The 22,860-nt window shown below is 63.7% G+C and carries 22 protein-coding genes; 14 read left to right on the top strand and 8 right to left on the bottom strand.

Annotated elements, in window-relative coordinates:
• Positions 1 to 328: 328 nt before the first annotated feature.
• From G7Y52_RS04860 to G7Y52_RS04840, 5 genes are all read left to right on the top strand, one after another.
• On the top strand, positions 329 to 940 hold the full coding sequence (locus G7Y52_RS04860; protein ID WP_241159594.1) for an OmpH family outer membrane protein: 612 nt from the start codon (positions 329 to 331) through the stop codon (positions 938 to 940).
• A 2-nt stretch (positions 941 to 942) separates the two neighbouring features.
• Positions 943 to 1,269, top strand: coding sequence for a DUF3467 domain-containing protein (locus G7Y52_RS04855; RefSeq protein WP_165066983.1), 327 nt, complete (start codon positions 943 to 945; stop codon positions 1,267 to 1,269).
• A 44-nt stretch (positions 1,270 to 1,313) separates the two neighbouring features.
• Positions 1,314 to 1,787, top strand: a complete 474-nt coding sequence (locus G7Y52_RS04850; protein WP_165066980.1) for a helix-turn-helix domain-containing protein — start codon at positions 1,314 to 1,316, stop codon at positions 1,785 to 1,787.
• A 272-nt stretch (positions 1,788 to 2,059) separates the two neighbouring features.
• Positions 2,060 to 3,772, top strand: coding sequence for a translation initiation factor 2 (locus tag G7Y52_RS04845; RefSeq protein ID WP_241159593.1), 1,713 nt, complete (start codon positions 2,060 to 2,062; stop codon positions 3,770 to 3,772).
• A 204-nt stretch (positions 3,773 to 3,976) separates the two neighbouring features.
• The gene (locus G7Y52_RS04840; protein WP_165066974.1) at positions 3,977 to 4,513 is read left to right on the top strand and encodes a hypothetical protein; all 537 of its coding nucleotides are present in this window, start codon (positions 3,977 to 3,979) and stop codon (positions 4,511 to 4,513) included.
• A 258-nt stretch (positions 4,514 to 4,771) separates the two neighbouring features.
• On the opposite strand, the gene G7Y52_RS04835 is transcribed toward G7Y52_RS04840, so the two are convergent.
• Complete coding sequence (locus tag G7Y52_RS04835; protein WP_165066971.1) at positions 4,772 to 4,930, bottom strand: hypothetical protein; 159 nt, start codon at positions 4,928 to 4,930, stop codon at positions 4,772 to 4,774.
• 4 nt (positions 4,931 to 4,934) lie between these two features.
• On the opposite strand from G7Y52_RS04835, the gene G7Y52_RS04830 reads away from it, so the two are divergent.
• The 3 genes from G7Y52_RS04830 (at position 4,935) to G7Y52_RS04820 (ending at position 6,883) form a co-directional block, all read left to right on the top strand.
• Positions 4,935 to 5,822, top strand: a complete 888-nt coding sequence (locus G7Y52_RS04830; protein ID WP_165066968.1) for an agmatinase family protein — start codon at positions 4,935 to 4,937, stop codon at positions 5,820 to 5,822.
• A gap of 87 nt (positions 5,823 to 5,909) precedes the next feature.
• On the top strand, positions 5,910 to 6,740 hold the full coding sequence (gene panB, locus G7Y52_RS04825; RefSeq protein ID WP_165066964.1) for a 3-methyl-2-oxobutanoate hydroxymethyltransferase: 831 nt from the start codon (positions 5,910 to 5,912) through the stop codon (positions 6,738 to 6,740).
• A complete protein-coding gene (locus G7Y52_RS04820) occupies positions 6,692 to 6,883 on the top strand; it encodes a hypothetical protein (RefSeq protein WP_165066959.1) in 192 nt (63 codons plus the stop codon). Before panB ends, G7Y52_RS04820 begins: the two co-directional genes overlap by 49 nt.
• 15 nt (positions 6,884 to 6,898) lie before the next feature.
• On the opposite strand, the gene G7Y52_RS04815 is transcribed toward G7Y52_RS04820, so the two are convergent.
• The 7 genes from G7Y52_RS04815 to asnS form a co-directional block, all read right to left on the bottom strand.
• Entirely contained in the window at positions 6,899 to 10,060 is a 3,162-nt protein-coding gene (locus tag G7Y52_RS04815) for a DEAD/DEAH box helicase (protein ID WP_165066954.1), read from the bottom strand.
• A gap of 170 nt (positions 10,061 to 10,230) precedes the next feature.
• On the bottom strand, positions 10,231 to 10,980 hold the full coding sequence (locus G7Y52_RS04810) for an acyltransferase (protein WP_165066949.1): 750 nt from the start codon (positions 10,978 to 10,980) through the stop codon (positions 10,231 to 10,233).
• Between the two features lie 48 nt (positions 10,981 to 11,028).
• Complete coding sequence (locus G7Y52_RS04805; protein WP_165066944.1) at positions 11,029 to 11,943, bottom strand: ATP-binding protein; 915 nt, start codon at positions 11,941 to 11,943, stop codon at positions 11,029 to 11,031.
• A complete protein-coding gene (locus G7Y52_RS04800) occupies positions 11,940 to 13,229 on the bottom strand; it encodes a glycosyltransferase (protein ID WP_165066937.1) in 1,290 nt (429 codons plus the stop codon). Before G7Y52_RS04800 ends, G7Y52_RS04805 begins: the two co-directional genes overlap by 4 nt.
• The gene (locus tag G7Y52_RS04795; protein WP_165066930.1) at positions 13,229 to 14,179 is read right to left on the bottom strand and encodes an aminotransferase class IV; all 951 of its coding nucleotides are present in this window, start codon (positions 14,177 to 14,179) and stop codon (positions 13,229 to 13,231) included. The genes G7Y52_RS04800 and G7Y52_RS04795 overlap by 1 nt, the downstream gene beginning before the upstream one ends.
• 161 nt (positions 14,180 to 14,340) lie before the next feature.
• Positions 14,341 to 15,387 carry an aspartate-semialdehyde dehydrogenase gene (locus G7Y52_RS04790; RefSeq protein ID WP_165066923.1) on the bottom strand — a complete coding sequence of 349 codons (1,047 nt, stop codon included), beginning with the start codon at positions 15,385 to 15,387 and terminating at the stop codon, positions 14,341 to 14,343.
• Between the two features lie 138 nt (positions 15,388 to 15,525).
• Positions 15,526 to 16,890, bottom strand: a complete 1,365-nt coding sequence (gene asnS, locus G7Y52_RS04785; RefSeq protein WP_165066918.1) for an asparagine--tRNA ligase — start codon at positions 16,888 to 16,890, stop codon at positions 15,526 to 15,528.
• A gap of 366 nt (positions 16,891 to 17,256) precedes the next feature.
• Between asnS and G7Y52_RS04780 the strand changes: the two genes are divergently transcribed.
• From G7Y52_RS04780 to pseB, 6 genes are all read left to right on the top strand, one after another.
• The gene (locus G7Y52_RS04780; protein WP_165066913.1) at positions 17,257 to 17,763 is read left to right on the top strand and encodes a hypothetical protein; all 507 of its coding nucleotides are present in this window, start codon (positions 17,257 to 17,259) and stop codon (positions 17,761 to 17,763) included.
• Positions 17,764 to 17,931: 168 nt separating this feature from the next.
• Positions 17,932 to 18,135, top strand: coding sequence for a hypothetical protein (locus tag G7Y52_RS14875; protein WP_206215195.1), 204 nt, complete (start codon positions 17,932 to 17,934; stop codon positions 18,133 to 18,135).
• A 122-nt stretch (positions 18,136 to 18,257) separates the two neighbouring features.
• Positions 18,258 to 18,509 (top strand): hypothetical protein, encoded by a 252-nt coding sequence (locus G7Y52_RS04775; protein WP_165066909.1) that lies wholly within the window; start codon positions 18,258 to 18,260, stop codon positions 18,507 to 18,509.
• Between the two features lie 63 nt (positions 18,510 to 18,572).
• Positions 18,573 to 19,886: a nucleotide sugar dehydrogenase gene (locus G7Y52_RS04770; RefSeq protein ID WP_165067007.1), complete on the top strand. Its 1,314-nt coding sequence runs from the start codon at positions 18,573 to 18,575 to the stop codon at positions 19,884 to 19,886.
• 154 nt (positions 19,887 to 20,040) lie between these two features.
• A complete protein-coding gene (locus G7Y52_RS04765) occupies positions 20,041 to 21,867 on the top strand; it encodes an ABC transporter ATP-binding protein (RefSeq protein ID WP_165066906.1) in 1,827 nt (608 codons plus the stop codon).
• 9 nt (positions 21,868 to 21,876) lie between these two features.
• Positions 21,877 to 22,860: a UDP-N-acetylglucosamine 4,6-dehydratase (inverting) gene (pseB, locus tag G7Y52_RS04760; protein WP_165067004.1), complete on the top strand. Its 984-nt coding sequence runs from the start codon at positions 21,877 to 21,879 to the stop codon at positions 22,858 to 22,860.

Below are 22,860 nucleotides of genomic sequence, written 5' to 3'. Positions count from 1 at the left end.
CAAGAACGCGTGCAGCCCATGACCCGACCCCCCCGGGCCGGAAAATGTGATCCCGTCTGCCTCAGCCGGGCGGCTCCTCTCCTTGCGGAGCCGCCCGCCCGGACATCCGGGAGGCATGGGCTTCCCGGGTCCGGCGGTCGTCCGCCGGTCATCGCTTCCCCCGGCGGGCGGCCTTTCTGAAGCCGGCGTCCTTCTTCCTTCCTGGGAGCCGGCATCGGCGCGGCGGAATATGACCGCCGCGCCGTTCTTGCGGGAGCGGGCGTTTGGCTCCTTGCATCAGCAGGCAAAACGCTCTCCCTGACACGCATAACAACAGGAAATCAGCCCCATGTGCCGTAGTACATTCCCCCTTGCCCTTGCGGTCCTGCTTGCCGCCTGCCTTTTGAGCGGCTGCCTGGAGGGCGACAAGCCCGCCTCCGCCGCGGCCGCGGCCCCGCAGATCGCCACCGTGGATCTGGAGCGGATCATGACCCGCTCCAGCGCCGCCGAGGCCGGCCGCGCCCATCTGGCCCAGGCCCGCCAGCGTCTGGAACAGGGCTTTGCCGATCTGCAAAAAGCCTGGGCCAAAGCCCCGGCCAAAGAACGCGAGGCCGTCTTGCGCGACGGCGCGCTGGCCCTCAGCCGCCAGATGGCCGCCGAGGAGGCCGCCGTGCAAAACGTGATCAACAAGCTTTTGCTGGAAGAGGTCAAGGCCTGGCGGCAGGCCCACAAGGCCGCGCTGGTTCTGGCCCGGCAAAACGCCCTGGACGCCGACGACACGCTGGACATCACCTCAAGCGTGCTCACGGGCATGGACGCCCGCAAGCCCGCCTTCCCGGCGCTGCCCGTGGTCTCGGTCAAACTGCCGCCCAATGCGGAGCAGAAAGCCGCGGAGCAGAAAGCCGCCCCCACGGGCAAAACCCCGGCCGCGCCCCGCGCTCCGGACAGGAAAAAGAGGTAGCCATGAGCAAAGAGAAAAAGCAAAACGCCACCGCCGACGCGGCGGCAAGCCAACAGATCCGCGTGGCCCTGAACAACGCGCAGCTTGTCACGTCCTACGCCAATGTTTTTCAGACCCGCTGCACCGCCGAGGAAGTCATCCTCTGTTGCGGCCTGAGCCTGCCCGAAAGCCTGAACGGCCCGGACGGCAACGCGGAAAACGGCCTGGCCGTGGATCTGGACCGGCGCATTGTCATGAGCCCGGCCTCAGCCCAACGCCTGCTGCTGGCCCTGGATCGCACGCTCAGGGAACATGCCGCCCGCTTCGGCGCGGACAGCCCGCAAGCCTGAAGCGCATAGCGTTAGCACTCGCCCTTTTTACGCAGGCAGACACTATGACCATGACCACGCTCGGCTCACGCATCAAAATGGCTCGCGGCAAGGAATCACAGGAAAAATTCGCCGCCAGGCTCAAGATCAGCAAGGGCGCGCTGGGCTTCTATGAGCGGGGCGAAAATCTGCCCAAATCCGACGTTATTCTTAAAATCTGCGCCCTCACCGGCGCTTCGCTGGACTGGCTGCTGACCGGCGCGGAATCCGCCACCCGCGAAGCGGCGCGCAAGCCCGCCCCGCGCCCGGCCCCTGCGGATCAGGCGGAACAGATCGCGGCCCCCGCGCCGGACGAGAGCCGGGAGTGCGCCTGCCCGCAGTGCGCGGAGCTGAAAAAACGCCTGACAGCCCTTGAGGATGAACGGCGGGATCTGTGCGCTGAAAACAGAAACTTGTGGAAAAAGATGTGCCTGCTGCTGGAAGAAATTGCCCGCCCGCGCGAGCGGCAGCCCTTGCCGCCGTTCGGGTGGCGACAGTAGAGCGTTGAGAGCATTTTCACTTTGAAAATGCTCTGCTGACGCGAAAGCGGCAGCCGCCGCAACGCGGCGTACATTCAGGCGAAAACCGCGTTTTTCGCCTGAATGCCACCTTTGACTTTCATAAAAAGTCAAAGGTAATCTGCTCTAGCTGATTTCAAAGCAGGATTCTTTTTGGGTTGGCCCATGACTCCGCAGCGGGCGCGGCTGGGGACGGAAAATGCGGTTGTTCCGCAGCGCGGCGAAAAATGCCCCGGCTTTGCTTTTGCAGGCGCGTGGGCTACACTGCCGCCGCCCGCCATTGCGGCATGACTGGTGATCCCGATATGATTGACTCGCCCCCTTCCCCGGCAGCGCATAAAAGAGCGGCGCGCTTGCGCCGCCTGGCGGATCTTCTGTTTCTGCTGCTTGCTGCCCTCTATGCCGGGGCTGTTTTGCGGGGCATTGTGCCCCTGTCCGCCGGGGGCGCTTTTCTGGACAGCGATCTGGCCACCTATGCTCAGGGCATGGCCGGAGAAGCGCATCCCGAGCTCTTTGCCCAAGATCCCGTGCTGCGCGAGGCGACGCCGGCCAACAGCATCTGGAATCTGGAACGCTTTGCCGCCACCCGGCTTGCCCCGGGGGACGATTATGCCCTGGGTTTGTTCCGCGCCGGCGCAGCGTGCATCTTTGTTTTCTACGCGGGCTTTTACCTGCTGGGCCGCCGACTGTTCACAAGCCCGATCCTGGCCGCCATGCTGGCGCTGGTCTCGGGCGTGTTCGTTTGGATAGGCTGGGGCACATTCTGGGGCATTGCCCATTCCGATCCGGTGCCCCGCGTCTTTTTTGCCGCCGTATGGCCCTTTTTGCTGCTGGCGGCGCTTGCGGCCCTGACAAGGCCCTGCTTGCGGCCTCTGGCCATGCTGGCCACGGGTCTGTGTATATGGGTGCACGGCATCAGCGCCCTGGCCACGGGCGCCATGTTCTTCATGGCCTTTGCCCTGCGCAGGCCGCCGGGCCTGAGCACGGCCGGGCATCTGGGCAATCTCGCTCTCTGCCTGGCGGCCTATTTTATCCCGGTGCTGGCCTTTCTTTGGCCCTCTCTGTCCCAGAAGCAGGCCTTCAGCGCGGCTGAGCTCAATGTCTTTCAGGAGCTTTTCGCCCTGCGCTGGCGGAAGGATTACGGGCAGTTCTGGTCGCAGCTTGCCGGCCTGGCGCAGGTGGGCAATCCGACGCTGCTGCTTTTCTGTGGCGGTCTGGCAGGCTGGCTGATCACCCTGCGCCGGGGCGGAGCCATGACCCGCAGGCTGGCCGGCATGTACCCGGCCTTTCTGCTGGCGCTGGCGCTGGTGGCGCTTTTTTCCCGGGCGGAATCGCTGCTTGCGCCGCATTTCGGGCGTCTGCCCCTGGGGCATGAGCTTGTGCGCGGCGTGCGCTTTTTGGCTCCGCTTTCCTGGCTGATGATCATTTCCGGCCTGGCCTGCTTCTGGCCCCGCGTCAACGGGCCCGTCAAAGGGTTGTTGCTTGCCGCAGCGCTGCTGGCGACCTTCAGCCTGAGCCGGGATCGGCAGCATAGTGCCGCAATGTATGCCCTGACCCGGCAGATCCCCGTTCTGTCCCTGCCGCTGCAGGAAAGAGCGCGCGAGGAGATGCGCCGGGCCGCTGTGTACCGCGAGGCCCTTGAAGCCCTGCAACGGCTTGTCCCGGCCGGGCAGGCGGTGTTCAGCGACGGCGAGGATATGGCCGTGCGCTACCTGGCCCTGCGCGGGCTGGTGCATACGTTCAAGGACGGCTATGTCTTTTTTTACAACAAGGATGTGCAGGGCTGCCGCGACTGGCTGCGCTATACGGCCATGAAAGAGAGCGGCCCCACAGGCTATGTGCAGGCCTGGCTGGCTTCGGGCGCGCCCTGGCTGTTCAGCGGACGCCGGCAGGACAGGCAGGAGCTTGAACGCTACGGCGACGTGCTTTGGGAAAATGCGGGCTGGCTGATCGTGCGGCGGCGTTAGCGCCTGCGAGCGATCTGTCTTTTTGCCCGCCGTCTGCGCCGAAGTTTGCTTTGGATTCCGGGGCGCGCCGAAGAAAGAAGTGTGACAATCAAGGCCGCAAGCGCTATAAGAGGCGCTGGCCACCGCGCGCGCTATATGGCTGCGCGAAAGCGCACGGCTTTTTTGCGCGACATTCCCCAGCAGTCTTGCACAAAAGGAGTCCCCATGCCGGAGCAACAGGAACAGTTTCAAAAGTCCGTGCTGCAAATTCTGGAAGCGGTGATGTTTGAAAACTGGCTGCGCTTTTATTTCATCACTGAAAAGTCCGATGCCCCGGCGGACGCCAACGGCGAAAAGCCGCTTCTGCTGAGCGTGCCCGAGAAGGGCATGGAGCGGATCAGGGAGCTCTACCCCCATTTGCTGCCCCTGGCCGAGAGCATGAACGGCAGGGAAGTGGATTTTGAAACCTCCCGCCGGGCCGTCTGCACCTTTGTGCTGGAACATCTGGACGGCGCGGCCATGCCCAGGGACGCGGCCGCGGGCATTTTCGAGAGCGCGACCTTTCAGATCCAGATGCAGCTTTTCAATACCTGGGTGCAGATGCATGAGAACCAGTTGGATCAGGGTTTTCTGGAATTCGGAGCCTGGCGCAGGCTCTTTGCCCAGTGGCGCGAGACGCCGGGCGCGCGCGAGCTGGCCGGGCGCCTTTCTCTGGCGGGGCGCAACGCCACCAGCGCGCAGACGGGCGCTACAGCGCAGTGAGGCCGCAAGCGCAGAGCTTCCGCGCTGCGCTTGCGCCCGTGCCGGCGAAGATCTGCCGCGTGGCCTGCCCTGCGCGGCTTGCCGCCTTGGGTCTGCCGCCTTGGGTCTGCCGTGGCGCGGGCAAGATAATTTTTTGTACAAAGTATTCCTGATAAGGCCGGGAGAGAGAAAAGCGTTAAATTTTTTTAACCGGACGCGAATCATGATGAAAAAAATACATGAATAATCTAAGGATATTAAAAAAATTCTCGCAAATTTCTAATTTGGCACGGCCATTGCAGAAGAAAAAGCACCTTCCTTTCTTTTGCTGACAGCCTCCTCCAAACAAAAACGGCCTGCCTCCCCAAGCGGGCCGTTTTTTTCTCCGGATTGTCCGGCCGCGCAGAGCGTTTTAAAAGCAAAATACTCCAGGATCACTGCTATGTCCTGTCAGGATTTTCTGGCTTCGGAATATGCCCCGGTCTCACCGGAAGCGGCGGCTTTTCACATTATCCCCGCGCCTCTGGAGCGCAGCGTTTCGTATGGCGGCGGCGCGGCCCGCGGCCCGGCGGCCCTGCTGGCGGCCTCGCAGCAGCTGGAAGCCTGGGAGAGCGGCCGCGCGCCGGGCGAGTCAGGTTTTTATACCGCCCCGCCCGTGGACTGCTCCGGGCCGGTGGAGGCCGTACTGGAGCGCATTGAGGCCGTGGCGCGGCATGCCCTGCACTGCGGGGCCGTGCCCGTGCTGCTGGGCGGCGAGCATACGGCCAGCCTGGGCGCGCTGCGTGCCCTGGCCGCGGACGCCAAAGCCAGGGGCGAGCCGCTGGGCGTGGTGCAGTTTGACGCGCACGCAGACTTGCGGCCCCACTATGAGGGCGATCCCTATTCTCACGCCAGCGTCATGTATCGGGCCGTGGCGGATCTGGGCCTGCCTCTGGTCCAGTTCGCGGTGCGCGACATGAGCCGGGAGGAGGCCCAAATCCGCCGCCGCTTCGGCGTCACCCATTACGACGCGCACTTTCTGGCCCGCGTGGGCCTGCCTGAAAAGCCGCTGCCTGAGGACTTTCCGCGCCGCATCTATGTCAGCTTTGACGTGGACGGTCTGGATTCGTCGCTGATGCCCGCCACAGGCACGCCGTCGCCGGGCGGCCTTTCCTGGCGCGAGGCTCAGTTTGTGCTGGAAAAGTGCGCGCAAGGGCGGCAGATCGCCGGCCTGGACGTGGTGGAACTGGCGCCCATCCCCGGGCTGCACCATGCGGACTTCACGGCCGCCAAGCTCACGCATCTTTTGATGGCCCTGGCGCTGGATGGCGAGGTCCGGGACGTTTCCTGACGGGGCAGCGCCGCTTTCACCGGGCGGCCCCGGCCTGATCCGCAGCGCAGGGCGGGCCACAATCTTTGAAGCCAAACGAGGAACAGCATGAAAAATACAGTGATCACTTTCCGGCAGGCCAAGGGGCGGGAAAAACTGACCATGCTCACGGCCTATGATTACAGCACGGCGCGGCTTATGGATCAGGAAGGCATCAACGCCCTGCTGGTGGGCGATTCTCTGGGCATGGTCATGCTGGGCCATCCGGATACCCTTTCCGTCACTCTGGAAGACATGATCCACCACTGCGCGGCCGTTGCCCGGGGCGCGAGCTCGGCTCTGGTGGTCTGCGACATGCCGTTCATGAGCTATCAGGTTTCCGTGCCCGAAACCCTGCGCAACGCCGGGCGGCTGATCCGGGAAGGCCGGGCCCAGGCCGTGAAGCTGGAAGGCGGCGCGCACTTCTGCCCGCAGGTGCGCGCGCTTGTCCGGGCTTCCATCCCGGTCATGGGGCATCTGGGCCTGACGCCGCAGTCCGTGCACGCTCTGGGCGGCTACAAGGTTCAGGGCAAGAGCGCGGTCGCGGCCCAGAAGCTGCTGGACGACGCCCGCGCTCTGGAAGACGCCGGAGCCTTCTCCCTGGTGCTGGAATGTGTGCCCGCGGCCCTGGCCGCCCGCATCAGCCGGGAGATCTCCATCCCGACCATCGGCATCGGCGCGGGCCCGGACTGCGACGGGCAGGTTTTGGTCTGGCAGGACATGCTGGGCCTCTGCGATACGCTTGCCCCCAAATTCGTCAAACGCTTCGGCGCGGTGGGCGAGGCCATGCGCGCGGCCTTTGCGGCGTATGCGCGGGAGGTGAAAAGCGGAACCTTTCCGGCGCAAGAGCATTGTTACAGCCTGGAGGACGAGGCGGCTGTATTGGAAAAACTTTATTAGAGCATTTTCACTTTGAAAATGCTCTGCTGACGCGAAAGCGGCAGCCGCCGCAACGCGGCGTACATTCAGGCGAAAACCGCGTTTTTCGCCTGAATGCCACCTTTGACTTTCATAAAAAGTCAAAGGTAATCTGCTCTAGCTGAACGCTTGAAAGCCCGTCATGGCCGCGCCCTGAAGTCCACGGGCAGGCGCACGCGCTGCCCGGCCTTGTTGCTGAACAGCACATAGCCTTCAGTCAGGCCGAAAAGGTAGAGGCGGCGGGTCAGATCCACGTCCTTGCGGCAATAGGCCGCGATTTCCTCGCAGCGGCCCTGCTTCCACCATTGCAGGGCCTGGAGGCCGTCCGCGCTCTTGGGTTCGCCCAGAGTGGCCTGCCCGAGATTATTGAGTGAAACCCTGTAGTTGAGACGCTCATGCACCCTCTGCAAGAGATCCAGACCGGGCAGGGAGCGCAGCTCAAACGGGGCAAAGGGCGCGAGCACCGCATAGTCAAAGCGCAGGCTGTTAAAGCCCACCACCAGATCCGCGGCGCGCAAACGCTCGAAAAGCGCGGGCAACTCCTCCTGCCTGTAAGAGAAATAATCGTCCGCCGTGCTGTCATACAGCACGGCCACGCTCACGCCCATTTGTCCGGCCCGGTTCCAGCCGCCCACCTCGGCTGCGGAGCGGCGGGTCTCCACGTCAAAAACCACAAAATGCCGCGGCGGGGGCACGGGCAGATGCCGGGCAAGGGCCTCGCCTGCCACGGGCCCGGGCGAGGGGGGCGCGGCCTGCGCAACAGGCGCGGCAACTTCGGCGCGGCCCGTTTGCGCCGCATCGCCCTGTGTTTTCAATGCGGAAAAGTTGTTGCGCGGCCCGGAAGCGGAAAACGCCGGGGCCTGCGCTGCCGCCGCTTGCGCCGCGCTCTCGCTCAGGCGATCCGGAGCCGGGCTGATGCGCAGCTCGCGGCACAGTCTTTCGCCTTCCGCGCCCGGAGCCAAAAGCTCGTCCAGCAGGGCCAGGGCTCCCGCCTTGCTGATGGGGCGGTTGCCCGAACCGCATTTTGGGGAATGCACGCAGGAGGGGCAGCCGTCCTCGCAGGGGCAGGCGGCAATGGCCCTGCGCGTGGCTTCCAGCAGTTCCCGCGCCGCCGCGAAGCCCTGCCGGGTCAGGCCCGCGCCGCCGGGCAGGCCGTCATAAATAAAGACGCAGGGCAGGCCCACCTGGGGATGCAGGGGCGTGGAAATGCCGCCAAAGTCATTGCGGTCGGCCATGACCAGCAGCGGCATAAGGCCGATGGCCGCGTGCTCCAGCGCATGAATGGAACCCATGAAATGCAGGAAGCGCTCTTCCAGCCCGGCGCGGATTGCGTCCGGGATCACATACCAGAGACCTTCGGTTTCAAAAACCTGTGGCGGCGCGTCCAGCGGCACAATGGTCAGCAGACGGTTGCCGGACGTGGCGCGTTTTTCATAGCCGGTGATGCGCTCGGTGATCCGCAGCCGCCCCCGGCAGACCAGCCCCCGGCCCAGGGCGCGGCGCTCGCTTTCTTCCAGAATATCCGTGCTCTTTTGGCCGCGGGTGCGCGTAAACCAGGAGGTCTTGGCCTCTTTTGCCAGCACCCGGGCCCGGCCGGGATCAATTTCCTCAATGACGTAGGAGCGGCCCCGGTGCAGATAGACCGCGCCCGGGTGCGTCTCGCGCCAGGCGCGGAAGCCGTCCACAGAGCCGATGAGCCGGCCTTCCTGATCCTCAATGGCAAAGGTCCGGCCCGTGCCGCGCAAATCCACCAGACGTTGCGGCCGCTTGCGCGCGGCCAGAAGCGCAGTGCCGTCCGCGGACTGCAAAAGCAGGCCTTGCGCGCAGAGCGCCCGGGCCGCCGAGCGCGCCGCCGGGGAGCGCAGCCAGGGCTCGTCAAGGCGCAAGGGCAGCTCGGCGGCAGCGCATTCCAGATGCCGGGCCAGAATGACCTCATTGTCCGGGTTGACCACGGCCCGCTCCGGCGGGCGGCTGAAAAAATCCTCGGGATTGCGGGCGAAATACTGATCCAGGGCGTCCTCCCCGGCCACCACGATCACCGCCGACTCCTGCCGGGCCCGGCCCACCCGGCCCCCGCGCTGCAAGGTCGCCATGACCGTGCCCGGATAGCCCACCAGGATGCAGACATCCAGGCCGCCGATGTCGATGCCCAGTTCCAGCGCGCTGGTGCTGACCACAGCCAGAAGCTCGCCCGAGGCCATGCGGGCTTCCACGGCCCGGCGTTCCTCGGGCAGAAAGCCCGCCCGATACGCGGAGATACGCTCCTTCCAGGGGCCGGATTGGCTGCCCGCCCAGAGGCTCACCAGCTCGGTCATCCGGCGCGAACGGCAATAGACGATGCTGCGCAGATTGCGGGCCAGGGCCGCCTTGAGCAGATCAATGGCCGCCGTGGCCGGGCTTTGCTCGGGATTCAGAAAAACAAAATGGCGGGGCCCCCTCGGAGCGCCGGATTGATCAATAACAACAGGCCCCTGAGCGCGGCGCGCGGCGCCTTCGGCCGGAACGTCCAGGCCGGTGAGCGCGGCTGCCAGCTCGCCAGGATTGCCCACGGTGGCCGTGCAGAGCACATAGACCGGTTGCGCGCCGTAGCGGCCCGCCAGACGGTTCAGCCGCCGGAACACATGGGCCATGTGCGCGCCCAGGACCCCCCGGTACATGTGCGCCTCGTCCACCACCACATGCGTGAGGCCCGCCAGAAAGGGGGCCCATTGCTCATGGTGCGGCAAAATGCCCAGATGCAGCATTTCCGGGTTGCTGATCAGCACTGTGGGCGGATTGCGCCGGATTTTGCGGCGAAAATGATCGCTGGTGTCGCCGTCATAGAGCGCGGCCGCGGGCCGGGCCGCTTCGGGCCAGGAGGCGGTCAGGGCCGCAAAGGCGGCCAGCTGATCCTGGGCCAGGGCCTTGAGCGGAAAAAGATACAGGGCCCGGGCCTCGGGATCGAGCAGATGGCGTTCCAGCACGGGCAGATTGTAGATCAGGCTTTTGCCGCTGGCCGTGGGCGTGGCCACCACAACAGAGCGCCCGGCGCGGATGTGATCCGTGGCCAGGGCCTGATGGCTGTAAAGCCGCACGCCGCGTTCACGCAGCAGGCGGTCCAGCGCGCCGGGCCAGGGGCGGCGGCTTGAGGCGAATTCGGGATCAGTCCCGGGCAAAAGACGATGGTGCGTGACCTGCCTGCCCAGCCTGGAGGAGGCCAGCAGGGCGGCGATATACTCGCCCACCGGCGAGGGGGGCTGGCCCGCGGCGGACGATTGCGCCTCTTGTTCCCGCCTGGGGCCGCTTTTGTGATCATGGGCCATGACGCAGGTATCCGCTCTTCAACGTGTTGAAAACAGTGGGGCGTTGCGCCGTGAACGCCGGGCTTTGCCTGCCGCGCCCCTGCGGCAGGGCTGCTTTTCAGGGTTGCGCCGGAGAGAGCGCCTCCCGGCGATCCTCGGGCATATTGCTTTTGAAACACTCGCTCCGGCGCTTACGGCGCAAGCAAATTTCGCCTGCGCCTACGCGGCGGGCATGGCTTCGCCCTGCCAGAGCGTTTAGCTAATTTCATTAGCAAAACGCTCTCAGGCCCGAGCCTGCGCAGCACGCGGGCGGGCGCGCCTGCGGCCAGACAGAAGGGCGGCACGTCGCGGGTCACCACGCTGCCCGCGCCGATCAGGGCCCCCTCGCCGATGCGCACGCCTTTGAGGATCAGGCAGTTCATGCCTATCCAGGCGTAATCGCCGATCTCCACCGGGGCATCGGCCTCCAGGCCCGGCTGGGTGGCGCGGGCCTCGGGCGGCCAATGGGCGTGAAAATCCGAATCCACGATCACGCAGTTGGGCGCCAGCAAAACCTGACGGCCAAGCACAATGCGCTGCGAGCGGGCGGTGATCGACGCGCCGCTCAATTGCGCGCCCTCGCCGATTTCAATGACCGCCTGAGGCCCGAAGGTGCGCAGGCGCGTGGGCGCGGCCAGGGTGGCAGCCGTGGCCCGCCGCCAGGAGGAAATCAGGCTGGCCCCTGCGCCTATGCGGATGCTGCTGCCCGGCCAGCGCAGCAGGCCCACGGGCCCGTGGGCGCGCACGCCCGGGCCCACGGCCACGCCCAGACAAAAAGCCTTGCAGCGCAGGCGCAACGTGCCCCAGAAGGCTCCCCACAGCCGCATGGTCTGGAGGCATATATAGCTGATGACATTGGTCGGGGTCAGACCCCGTTGCAAAGCTTTGCGCAGGACGTTCATAGAGATGAACCTAGCCCGGATCAGGGCAGGGGGCAAGGCTGCCGCAGCTTATGCGTCAGCCCTGTCCTGCACGGCCGCCCGAATCCGGCAGACCCCGCAGAGATCCCCGGACGAGGTGGGATAGCCGCACTGCGGGCAGGGGGCAAGCTCCACGCCCGCTTCGGCCTCGCGCCGGGCGAACACGGGCCGCCCGCGCGCCAGAAAACCCTGGTAAAAATCCAGCTTGCGGCCGGGCATGGCGGCCTCCAGCTGCTGCATCAGGCCCTTGAGCGTGCTGAAGCTGGCCCCGGGGCTGTAGGGGCAGGGCGCGTAATGATTCTCAATGCCCATCAAAAAGGCGTAATTGGCGGTCTCAAATTCCGAGAGCCGCCAGAGCGGCTTGACCTTGCGGGCAAAGCCGCGCTCGCCGGCCAGCAGCGGCCCCTGATCCGAAAGATAGGCCGTATCCCAGCGCAGGGTGTTGCTGAACAGGCGGGCCACCTCATCATCCAGGTTGTGCCCGGTGGCCAGGGCGTCAAAGCCTTCGTCCAGGGCGACCTTATTGAAGAAATGGCGTTTGATCTTGCCGCAGGCCGAGCAGATCGGGCGGCGCAGGCGCTCCCTGACCAGGGGGATGGGCAGGCCCTCCGCGGCCATGTCCCGGATCAGCAGTTTGAGGCCGTGGCGGGCGCAAAAGCGCTCCACCACGCCGCGCGCCGCGGCCGACGAGCCGGGAATGGCCAGATCGATATGCAGGCCGGTCACATCATAGCCCTGGCGGGAGAGCTCCAGCATCAGGGCCAGGGAATCCTTGCCCCCGGAAAGGGCCACCAAAATGCGCTCGTCACGGCTGAAAAGCTTTTGGCCCTCAATGCCCCGCGCCACCTGGCGGGCGAAAAAGTCCTTGTAGCAGTCCGGGCAGAAGGCGGCATTGTGGCTTCTGAGCGCCACTGCCGCCTCAGCCTTGCAGATTTTGCATTTCATACCTGTCCTGAAGGTGCTGATGGGGGCTGTTCGGTTTCAGGCCGGGCCGGTTCCGGGCCTGCGTGCGCGGCCGGGGGCTGCGTTGTATCAGTGCCGGCCGCGTCCGGCGGCAGGGCCTCCAGCCAGCCCTGCTCGCGAAACCAGCCTTCAAACAAGGCACAGGCCGCGTGGGCCATGCTCTCAAGGCTTACGGCAGCGCGCAGCGCCACGGCGCGGGCGGCCAGGGCGCGCCGCAGATCCGCTTCCTGCATCAGTGCGATCATGGCTTTGGCCAGGGACTGCGGATCGCTTTCGTCCACCGGCAGCACGGCATCCTCCTGCCCGCGCAGACGCTCGGCGTGCAGCTCGCTTTGGCTCGCGATCACGGGCAGACCGGCGGCAAAACCGGTCCAGAGCGTTTCCGGGCTTTCCTCGGGCGAGTCCCCGGGCGCGATCCAGACATGGCAGCTCCGCAGCACGACGGGCGCGTATTGCTCATGCAGCAGGCAGAGGCGCGACTCGACGCCCAGGGTCACAGCTTCTTTCAGCGCTTCGTTGAAGCGCGGGCCCCCGCCCAGCATGCGCACTTCCCAGGGGGGCAGATCGTCCCGTTGCCAGAGGGCGGCCATGGCCCGGATCACCTGAAGCACGCCGGAACGCGGCGCAAGGCTTTCGCCCATGCCAAAGATGAAATGCCCCTCCCCCCATTCCGGCGACGGCGTGAAACCCTCCAGGCTGATGCCCGGCGGCAGGATGATCAGATGTTCCTCCTGCTCTTGCAGTGCGGTTGCATCCGGCTTTTGGGCCGGGGCGTCCTGCCGCGCCGTGTCCCAGGCCTTGAGAATGCGGCGGCGCACATGGCCTGATCCGCAGAGAATGTGCTGCGCGTCCCGCAGTTCCGCACAGTGCTCCGGCGCGGGCGGGCGCAGAAAAAAGGCATGGGAAAGCAGGGTGCTGCCGCTGGGGCGCATGCGCCGCAGCCGACGGCCCAGGGGCACGGCTTCCGGGCCCACGGTCTGCACCAGCAGCTTTTTATGCCGGCGCTGCCAGCGCCAGAGACGCAACAGGGTCAGCGGATTGCAGGCCGACGCGCCGCCCACGGCCAGCACCGGCAGATGCAGGGCGTCGGCTCGCTCACGCAGCCGGGAGTTTTTGCGGCAGACCAGCAGGGGGGCCAGACGGCCGCCGTCACGCATGGCCTTGGCAAGGGCCAGGGTCTGCTCCTGTTCCAGAGCCTGCGCCCGCTGCCGCGTGGGAGACTGCCGGGCCTCTTTTTCATCTTGCAGGGAAATCAGCAGAACGCGCATCAGAACCGCGCGCCTTCGGCAAGCATACGGGCCAGCAGCGCATCCTTGAGCCAGAGCGCCGCAGGCCCGGGCCTGCCCTTGTGCTCGCCCTGACCCACGGGCCTGCCGTCAAAACGGGTGATGCCCACGCAGAGTGTGGCACTGGTGAAAAGCAGCATTTCGCGGGCCGTCTCGATATCGGCCTTGCGGATCGGGCCGGAAAGCACGGGCATGCGCCCGGCAGCCACGTCCATGGCCGCCAGCAGGGTGGTCCCCGGCAGGATGCGGCCCAATTCCGGGCAGAGCAGCCGCCCGTCCTTGTCGATAATGCCCACATTGGCAATGGCCGCCTCGCCCATGACGCCATTTTCGTCAAAGGTCACGGCCACGTCCATGCCTTTTTGCAAGGCCTCGGCGGCCATGAAGACATTGGGCAGGTAATTGGTGTTCTTGATCCGGGCCAGGTATTCCTGCTTGGGCGGAATGGCGCTGGCAAAGGCCGTGAGCCCCTTTTGGTAAAAGGCTTCCGAGGGCAGGGCGTTTTGCAGGGCCACCACATAGAAGCTGGCCTCGGGGCATTGCGCCGGGGAAATGCCGAAGCCGCCCGGACCCCGGCCCAGAAAAACGCGCAAATCGCCGTGCTCCTGCCCGGAGGCGCGGGCCACGTCCAGGATGCGCGCGCGCATTTCCTCCCATGAACAGGGCGGGGTCAGGGTCAGAGCCCTGGCGCCGTCGCGCATGCGCGCCAGATGCTCGTCCAGCGCGAAGATCGTGCGATCCCGGAAGCAGATGCTCTCAAACAGACCGTCGCCGCGGTGGCAGAGATGATCGTCCAGCGGGACAAGCAGAAGGCGCGGGTCCGTGCCGATCAGCCCGATCCGGTGATCGTAAAAAGCGAGATACTTTTCCGATCCGGGCCGGGGGGCAGCCAGCAGGGCCTGCAGATAGGTCTGAGCATCCACGGGGTTCATAAGGCATTTTCTCCCGAAGCGTTGTACAAGGCCCTGCGGGAATGTCGGCTGGTCCGCACGCCGCAAAAAGCTTTGAGAGCATTTTCAGGGGCAAAATCCTCTCCAGCGCCGCCCGCGAAACATGCAGCTTTTCGCGGACGGCATGGTCATGAGGGCTGAGTCTAGCTCAGGAAAACGTCCCTGTCCGGCACGCGGATCAGATCCTTTTTGAGCAGCTCTTCGGCGATCTGCACGGCATTGAGCGCCGCGCCCTTACGCACGTTGTCGGCCACGATCCACATGTTCAGGCCGTTTTCAATGCTTTCGTCCTCGCGGATGCGGCCCACGAAAACAGGGTCCTCCCCGGCGATATAGGCGGGCATGGGGTACATTTTCTCGCGGGGATTGTCGTAGACCATGACGCCCGGGGCCTGGGAGAGCATAATCCGGGCCTGTTTGGCCGTGATCTTTTTTTCCGTCTGGATGTTCACGGATTCCGCATGGCCGTAAAAGACCGGCACGCGCGCGCAGGTGGCCGTGACCCGGATGGAAGGATCGTCGAAGATTTTGACGGTCTCATTGACCATCTTCATTTCTTCCTTGGTGTAATCGTTGTCCAGAAAAACGTCGATGTGCGGCAGCACATTGAAGGCAATGCGGAAGGGATAGACCCGATTTTCCGGCTCGCGCATGCTGAACAGGTCGCGCACCTGGCGCTCCAGCTCCTCAATGCCTTTCTGGCCCGTGCCGGACACGGCCTGATAGGTGGAAACCACCACGCGCGTGATTGTGCCCGCGTCGTGCAGGGGCTTGAGCGCCACTACCATCTGGATGGTGGAGCAGTTGGGATTGGCAATGATGCCCTGATGCCGCTCCAGGGCCTGGGGGTTGACCTCCGGCACCACCAGGGGGCAGCGCTCGTCCATGCGCCAGGCCGCGGAATTGTCCACCACCACGCAACCGGCATGGGCCGCGTGCGGGGAAAACTGCGTGGAAGTGGCCCCCCCGGCCGAGAAAATGGCCAGATCAATGCCGGCAAAGACATCTTCCTTCAGCTCTTCCACAACAAGTTCGCGCTCGCCGAAAGGCACCTTGTTGCCGGCCGAGCGGGCCGAGGCAAAGGCGCGCACCTGGGTGGCCGGAAATTTGCGCGCTTCCAGGGTTTTGAGCATCTCACGGCCCACGGCGCCCGTGGCGCCCACAACGGCAACAGTCAATTTTTTGCTCATGCTTTTTGTCTCCTCGGGCGATTGGCGCGCAGGCGCGACCGCGAAATCTGCGCCGGTACAACAGCCGGACGCGAGCGCACTATAGCCGTCCTTGTCTGAAATGTGAAGACGCGCGCGGCATTGTACTGAGGGCTGAGTTTAAAACTCCAGGTTCCCGGGCGTGCGCGGGAAGGGGATCACGTCGCGGATGTTGGTGATGCCCGTCAGCAGCATGAGCAGGCGCTCGAAGCCCAGGCCGAAGCCCGCGTGCGGCGCGCTGCCGAAACGGCGCAGATCCAGATACCACCAGTAATCCTCAGGGTTCTGGCCCATTTCGCGGATGCGTTCGCAAAGCCTGTCCAGACGTTCCTCGCGCTGGGAACCGCCGATCAACTCCCCAATGCGCGGCACCAGCATATCCATGGCCGCCACCGTCTCGTTGTCGTCGTTGCAGCGCATGTAAAAGGCTTTGATTTCCTTGGGATAGTCATAGACAATGACCGGCCGCTGGAAGTGCTCCTCAGCCAGATAGCGCTCATGCTCGGTCTGGAGATCCATGCCAAAGGTCACGGGAAAAGCAAAGGCGCGATCGCTGTCTTCCAAAATACGAATAGCCTCGGCATAGGGAATGCGCGCAAAGGGCTTGGCCAGCAGGCCCTGGAGCCGGGCCAGCAGGCCCTTGTCCACAAAAGCGTCGAAAAGCCTGACGTCGGCCTGGCAATGTTCGAGCACATGCCCGATGACATGGCGGGTCAGGCTTTCGGCCAGCTCCATGAGATCCGTCAGATCCGCGAAGGCCATCTCCGGCTCGATCATCCAGAATTCCGCGGCATGGCGCGGGGTATTGGAGTTCTCGGCCCGGAAGGTGGGCCCGAACGTGTAGACCCGCCCCAGGCCCAGGGCCAGGGCCTCGGCTTCCAGTTGCCCGGACACGGTGAGGTTGCACCGGCGGCTGAAGAAATCCTCTTCCAGGCTTTTTTCGCCGGGCGCAAGGGTGGTGACCCGGAACATCTCGCCCGCGCCCTCGCAATCCGAGCCGGTGAGCACGGGCGTATGCACCCAGGCGAAACCCTCCTGCCGGAAAAAGTCATGCACGGCCCAACCGGCCTCGGAACGGATGCGGAAGGCGGCCCCGTACTTGTTGGTGCGGCTGCGCAGATGGGCAATGGTGCGCAGGAATTCGTCGGAATGGCGTTTTTTCTGCAAGGGAAAAGTTTGCGGGTCGGCCAGGCCGAAAACCCGGATGCTTTTGGCCCGCACTTCCCATTTCTGGCCTTTGCCGGGCGAGGGCACCAGCGCGCCGGTCACGGTCAGGGCCGCGCCGGTATTGGCCTCGCCCAGGGCCGCGTGCGCCTCGGTGCCCTCATCCACAATGCATTGCAGATTGGCGAGGCAGGAACCGTCGTTGATCTCCAGAAAGGAAAAACCTTTGGCGTCGCGCCGCGTGCGCGCCCAGCCGCAGATCATAATTTCTTGCTGCGCTTTTTCGGCGCTCAGGGCGTCGATGATCAGGGTTCTCTGCATGGCGGCTCCTTGCGTGAAAGTTTTCGCCCTGAAGTGTAGCCTGTCCGCCCGACTTGCTCAAGAGCGGCAGGGCAGATGTATCTAAATATTAAGTTAAATAATTTCGCTATATTATCGCAATGGTTGGTAAGAGCCGCTTCGGCGGCGGAGCCGCACTTCGCTCCCACGAAGCCTGCGGCTTCGGGCGATGCTGTCGCATCGCCGCCAGGGCTGCCGCAGAAGATACGTCAGCCCTGCAAGAGCGGCAGGCCCCCTTTCCCTTTTTCTAAACATTGTATAGAATCATGACAACAGCACGGGGTACGCCCCGCGGGGATGTGCCCGCAACGGTCTGCAACTGTTCTGCACTGCCAAGGGGAAACAAGGATGAAAACAGTTTTTTGCGCCCTGCTTCTGGCCTGCGCGCTGACGCTGGCCGGGCCGCGGGCCCATGTCGCCCAGGCCGCTTCCGTCAGCGGGACCGTCACGCCGCAGGCGGGCAAGCCCACGCCGGACAAGCCGGAAAAAGGCGTTGATCGGGTCACGGTGATCAGCGTGCAGCTCGAAGGCTCGGACAGCATCGGCGCGCGCCTGGGCACCAGGCTCAAGGAGCGCTTCAATCAGAGCAATCTTTTCACGCTCAATGACGATGACGAGAAAGACATGCCCAAGCTGCGCCTTTTGCTGAGCACGGCCCCGGAGTTTCCGAGCCGCCCGGGCGTGGGCTCGGTGTATTCCGTGTGCTGGGTGTTCAGCCAGGGCAAGGGCTACCTCGGTTATCTGCTGGCCCGCGAGCTGGGCACGGTCAATGGCGACGATATGGACGCCTTGGTGGACAAGCTGGTGGAGCGCACCGACGGCATTGCCGCCAAGTACGGCAATTTGTGGAAATAGAGCGGTTGGCTAATGAAATCAGCTAAACGCTCTGGCGACAGCGTTAGCTGGCGCCAGCGCCGGCGGCAGCCGTCAGCAAGCTTTGCTTGCTTGCGCCAGCCGTTGGCGAGTCTGCGAGCCTTACGGATGGCGACAGCGGTTTCGTTGCATGTTTTTTGTGGTAACTCATTGCTGTCTCCATCCGTAGCTTCCTTCGTCGCAACGGCTGGAGCCTGGACGCGAAATGATGGCAGCGAAGTGATTGAAAATGCTCTGCTGACGCGAAAGCGGCAGCCGCCGCAACGCGGCGTACATTCAGGCGAAAACCGCATTTTTCGCCTGAATGCCACCTTTGACTTTCATAAAAAGTCAAAGGTAATCTGCTCTCGCTGAACGAACGGCGCGGGCTGAACAGCACACAGGGGGAGTGGAAGTACAGCGGCACCTGGTTCCGCTCCGGCGGGGAGTACAGGTTCATTTTCAACGGCGCTGCCGGGTCTGTTACTGTTTTCTGCGTGGGCGAAGGCGACGCCCTGTGCCGGGGAAAGGTCAATGCCGTGGGCACGGCTGTTTTCGCGCTTTCGCCTCTGGCGCAGCAGCTTGCCGATCCCGATACTCCCGCTTCTTCCATCGAACCTCGCGCCCTGTGCGATGCGGCCAATCAGGTCAACGCGATCATCCTTTCCGGCCTGCAAAGCCACGCGCAACAGGGACAGCTTCAGGGCAAACTCAACGGGTTCAGGGAAAACGCCGCGCAATGCGGCTGATTTGCGGCAGGCTCGTCCTACTGGTCTATCGACTGGATAAAGGAGTCTATGGGGGCTCAGATGATGTACAGCTTGGAAGAATTCACAAACGGGACGCGCACCCTGGCCGTGGTGGGCCTGGGCTATGTGGGCCTGCCCCTGGCCGTGGCTTTTTCCCGCCACATGAGCGTGCTCGGTTTTGACATCAACGCCGGACGCATCGAAGAGCTGCGCAAAGGCCATGACCGCACCAACGAAGTGACCGACGAAGCCCTGGCCGCCGCCACGATCGAATATACCTGCGACCCCGCCGACCTGGCCCGGGCCGCCGTGATCATCGTGGCCGTGCCCACGCCCATCGACGAACACCGCTCCCCCGACCTCACGCCCGTGGTGGGGGCCAGCCACACTGTGGGCCGTCACATGCCCAGGGGCTGCGTGGTGGTCTATGAATCCACGGTCTACCCCGGCCTCACCGAAGAGATCTGCGTGCCCATCCTGGAGCAGGAATCCGGCCTGACATACGGCACGGATTTCACCGTGGGTTATTCGCCGGAGCGCATCAACCCCGGCGACAAGGTGCATACGCTGGAGACCATCACAAAGATTGTCTCCGGTTCCGACCAGGCCACGGCCGATCTGCTGGCCCAGGTCTACGGCTCCGTGGTCAGGGCGGGCATCCACCGCGCCTCCAGCATCAAGGTGGCCGAGGCCGCCAAGGTCATCGAGAACACCCAGCGCGACCTGAACATCGCGCTCATGAACGAACTGGCCATCATCTTCGAGCGTCTGGGCATCGACACCCTCGAAGTGCTGGAAGCCGCCGGCACCAAATGGAATTTCCTGCCCTTCCGTCCCGGTCTGGTGGGCGGCCACTGCATTGGCGTGGATCCCTATTACCTGACCTTCAAGGCCGAGGAAATGGGCTTCCACCCCGAAGTCATCCTGGCCGGTCGCCGCATCAACGACAACATGGGCAAATATGTGGCCGAATGCCTGGTCAAGCGACTCATCAGACACGGCAACGTGGTCAGCGGCGCGCGCGTGGGCATTTTGGGCTTCACCTTCAAGGAGAATGTGCCCGACCTGCGCAACACCCGCGTGGTGGACGTGATCCGCGAACTCAGGGAATACAATATCGTCCCGCTGGTGCATGACGCCGAGGCCGATCCGGCCGAAGCCATGCACGAATACGGACAGGAGCTGGCAGATCTGGACCAGCTGCGCGACCTGGATGCCATGCTGCTGGCCGTGAGCCACAAGGCCTACGCCGCCCTGACGCCCGAAGACATCAAGGCCCGCTGCAAACATGCGGGCAAGGCCGTGCTCATGGACGTGAAGGGCTTCTTCGACCCGCAGGCCATGCGTGCCGCGGGCATCGACTACTGGAGGCTGTAAGCCTGGAATCACCGGATACCCAAATCTAAGGTACTTGGCTACCGCCTGAGGTATCTTGCGCGCTACCTGACTCTACAACGTACTTCTCCCACGTTAACTCCGTGATCATTGGCAAGAAACTGTTGTATACGCAGCTCAAGGCATGAGGGTATGGATGACAGCATCGTCGCACAAGGAATATACCCCGCTTTCCATCGCCCGCCAGCTCTATGCTCTGGCCACACCACGGGAACGTCGTCTGTTCTGGTGGCTGTGCCTGCTCAACATTGTCATGGGTCTGTTCGAGATCGGTGTGGCGGGCGGCATTTCCCTGCTGGGTGTGGCCATGTCCGCCCCAGAGAGCCTGGCCCGCTATGCACTGCTGGAGAATATCCGCGCGGCCCTGCCCTTTTCGCCGGCCATCCCCACTGCCTTACAATTTCTGATACTTGTCCTGGCTGGGGTCTGTGCAGCTACCTTGCTGAAAAATGTCCTGCTGGGCTATATCACCTGGCTGCAAAATTATTTTTCCCAGCGCATTGCCTGGACCATGGGCAGTAATCTCTTTCGCCGTTTTCTGGGCGCGCCGCACATCTGGCATGCCGGGCAGAACTCCGCAGAACTACTGACCGTTCTGGGATGGAAAGGCTATGTTGCCATTTATGCCACGACTCTGCTGACCCTGTTCACCCAGATGGTCATTGCTGTATTTCTGCTGGGGGGGGCGCTCATCGCCAATCCCCTGCTTTCCTGCCTGCTCTTTGTGTCTGTTGCCCTGCTGGCCGTACTCATCCAGAAAGGAACCCGTGCCCGCATCTATGGCCTGTCGCAGGACATCCGCCACTATGACCTGTATAATTCGCGTGTCGCCATGCAGGGCCTGCAAGGACTGCGCGAGATAGCCATCTACGACAAAAGGCAGAATTTCCTGCAGGAATATGTAAAATTCATTGAAGACTATTCGCTGAAAAACAGTTCCCGCACTACCCTGCCCATGCTGCCCATGTGGGTGCTGGAGGTGGCGGGCATGCTCCTTTTGCTGCTGGTTCTGCTGATTCAGGTACGTCTGGGCAGCAGCGTGGCGGCAACCACCGGTACGCTGACCCTGCTGGCAGCCGTCGCCTGGCGTCTGCTGCCGGCGGCCAACAAGACCATGAACGCCATCCTGACCATGCGCTCCTGCCAGCCTCTTCTGGAAAAACTTCTGGACTTTGTGACGGAACTCCCCGCGCCGGAGCGCCTGGACGCCCGCCCTGTGCGCCACTTCCAGCGCGAGATCAGCCTGCATGAGGTGAGCTTCACCTATCCCCATGCGGAGCATGCCGCCTTGCGGGGCATCTCACTCACCATCCCCAAGGGAGGCATGGTCGGTCTGGTGGGCCTCTCCGGCTCAGGCAAGAGCACGCTGACCTCGCTCATCACGGGGCTGTTGCGCCCGCAGCAGGGGCATTTGTGCCTTGACGGCAATATCTGGAATACATCCACTGAACGCCTGAATATCGGCTACGTCCCCCAGAACCTCTACCTGCTGGATGCCACACTGGCCGAGAATGTGGCCTTCAGCCACTGGGGCGAGCCGGTGGATGAGGAACGGGTGCGGGAATGCTGCCGCATGGCGGCCATGGACTTTGCGGAGGATCTTCCCGAAGGCATCCACACTCCCCTGGGGGAACGCGGCGTGCGCCTCTCCGGTGGTCAGATACAACGTGTGGGCATCGCCCGCGCCCTGTATGACAGGCCGGAACTTCTTATCTTCGATGAAGCCACGTCCGCGCTTGACGGGGCCACCGAACGGGCCATACAATCAACAATCGAGACTTTGCGCCAGCATGTGACGCTTGTGGTTGTAGCCCATCGTCTGAGTACGGTGGAAGGATGTGACCTGCTCTACTGGATCGACAAGGGAGCCGTAGCCATGCATGGTACGGTGGCAACGGTATTGCCTGCCTATGAAAAGACATTGCAACATACTGCCGCTCACCTGACAGAAAAGCTCAGCTAAGGGTGCATGATGTTTACCGATAAAACACTCCTCATCACCGGTGGTACCGGTTCTTTTGGCAAGAAATGCGTCGAAGTCATCCTGAAGAACCACAAGCCCAGGCGGCTTATCGTTTTTTCCCGGGATGAACTCAAGCAGTTCGAGATGCAGCAGGTCTTTTCCCTGAAAAAATATCCATGCATGCGCTATTTCATCGGTGATGTGCGCGACAGGGAGCGCCTGTACCGGGCCTTTCGTGGCGTGGATTATGTCATCCATGCGGCGGCTCTCAAGCAGGTGCCGGCGGCGGAATACAATCCCACAGAGTGCATCCGCACCAATATTGGCGGCGCGGAAAATATCGTCAATGCGGCGGCCGACTGCGGCGTGAAAAAGGTGGTGGCCCTGTCCACGGACAAGGCTGTGGCCCCGGTCAATCTCTACGGCGCCACCAAACTCTGCTCGGACAAACTCTTCATCGCGGCCAATGCCTACACGGCCTGCGATACGGTGTACTCCGTGGTACGCTACGGCAACGTCATGGGCAGCCGCGGCAGCGTCATCCCCTTCTTCCTCAGGAAGCGTGACGAAGGCGGCCCCCTGCCCATCACAGACACGCGCATGACCCGCTTCTGGATCACGCTGGAACAGTCTGTGCACATGGTGCTGCGTTCCTTTGAACTGGCCGGCGGCGGCGAGATCCTCGTGCCCAAGATCCCCAGCATGAAGATCACGGATCTGGCCGAAGCCATCGCTCCCGGCATGGCAACTGTCGAAGTGGGAATCCGCCCCGGCGAAAAGCTGCACGAGACCATGATCACGGCCGAGGACTCCCGCCATACCATCGACATCGGCCACTACTACGTCATCAAGCCGGAGACCTTCCCCTATCGCGGGCCTGAGGGGAAACCCGCGCCCGAAGGTTTCAGCTACAATTCCGGCACCAACGAAAGCTGGCTGACCATCCCTGAACTGCGCGCCACCCTGAAAGAACAAGGTTTTGCTATCCGCTAG

It is taken from the genome of Desulfovibrio sp. ZJ200, assembly GCF_011039095.1.
In the GTDB taxonomy this organism is placed as follows: domain Bacteria; phylum Desulfobacterota; class Desulfovibrionia; order Desulfovibrionales; family Desulfovibrionaceae; genus Desulfovibrio.
This window is presented reverse-complemented; position numbering and strand designations above follow the sequence as displayed.

Coding starts and splice junctions, on each gene's coding strand:
- G7Y52_RS04805 (WP_165066944.1), bottom strand. CDS start 11,943: ATGAAATGCAAAATCTGCAAGGCTGAGGCGGCAGTGGCGCTCAGAAGC.
- G7Y52_RS04765 (WP_165066906.1), top strand. CDS start 20,041: ATGACAGCATCGTCGCACAAGGAATATACCCCGCTTTCCATCGCCCGC.
- asnS (WP_165066918.1), bottom strand. CDS start 16,890: ATGCAGAGAACCCTGATCATCGACGCCCTGAGCGCCGAAAAAGCGCAG.
- G7Y52_RS04830 (WP_165066968.1), top strand. CDS start 4,935: ATGTCCTGTCAGGATTTTCTGGCTTCGGAATATGCCCCGGTCTCACCG.
- G7Y52_RS04790 (WP_165066923.1), bottom strand. CDS start 15,387: ATGAGCAAAAAATTGACTGTTGCCGTTGTGGGCGCCACGGGCGCCGTG.
- panB (WP_165066964.1), top strand. CDS start 5,910: ATGAAAAATACAGTGATCACTTTCCGGCAGGCCAAGGGGCGGGAAAAA.
- G7Y52_RS04810 (WP_165066949.1), bottom strand. CDS start 10,980: ATGAACGTCCTGCGCAAAGCTTTGCAACGGGGTCTGACCCCGACCAAT.
- G7Y52_RS04840 (WP_165066974.1), top strand. CDS start 3,977: ATGCCGGAGCAACAGGAACAGTTTCAAAAGTCCGTGCTGCAAATTCTG.
- G7Y52_RS04780 (WP_165066913.1), top strand. CDS start 17,257: ATGAAAACAGTTTTTTGCGCCCTGCTTCTGGCCTGCGCGCTGACGCTG.
- G7Y52_RS04795 (WP_165066930.1), bottom strand. CDS start 14,179: ATGAACCCCGTGGATGCTCAGACCTATCTGCAGGCCCTGCTGGCTGCC.
- G7Y52_RS04855 (WP_165066983.1), top strand. CDS start 943: ATGAGCAAAGAGAAAAAGCAAAACGCCACCGCCGACGCGGCGGCAAGC.
- G7Y52_RS04800 (WP_165066937.1), bottom strand. CDS start 13,229: ATGCGCGTTCTGCTGATTTCCCTGCAAGATGAAAAAGAGGCCCGGCAG.
- G7Y52_RS04850 (WP_165066980.1), top strand. CDS start 1,314: ATGACCATGACCACGCTCGGCTCACGCATCAAAATGGCTCGCGGCAAG.
- G7Y52_RS04770 (WP_165067007.1), top strand. CDS start 18,573: ATGTACAGCTTGGAAGAATTCACAAACGGGACGCGCACCCTGGCCGTG.
- G7Y52_RS04860 (WP_241159594.1), top strand. CDS start 329: ATGTGCCGTAGTACATTCCCCCTTGCCCTTGCGGTCCTGCTTGCCGCC.
- G7Y52_RS04815 (WP_165066954.1), bottom strand. CDS start 10,060: ATGGCCCATGATCACAAAAGCGGCCCCAGGCGGGAACAAGAGGCGCAA.
- pseB (WP_165067004.1), top strand. CDS start 21,877: ATGTTTACCGATAAAACACTCCTCATCACCGGTGGTACCGGTTCTTTT.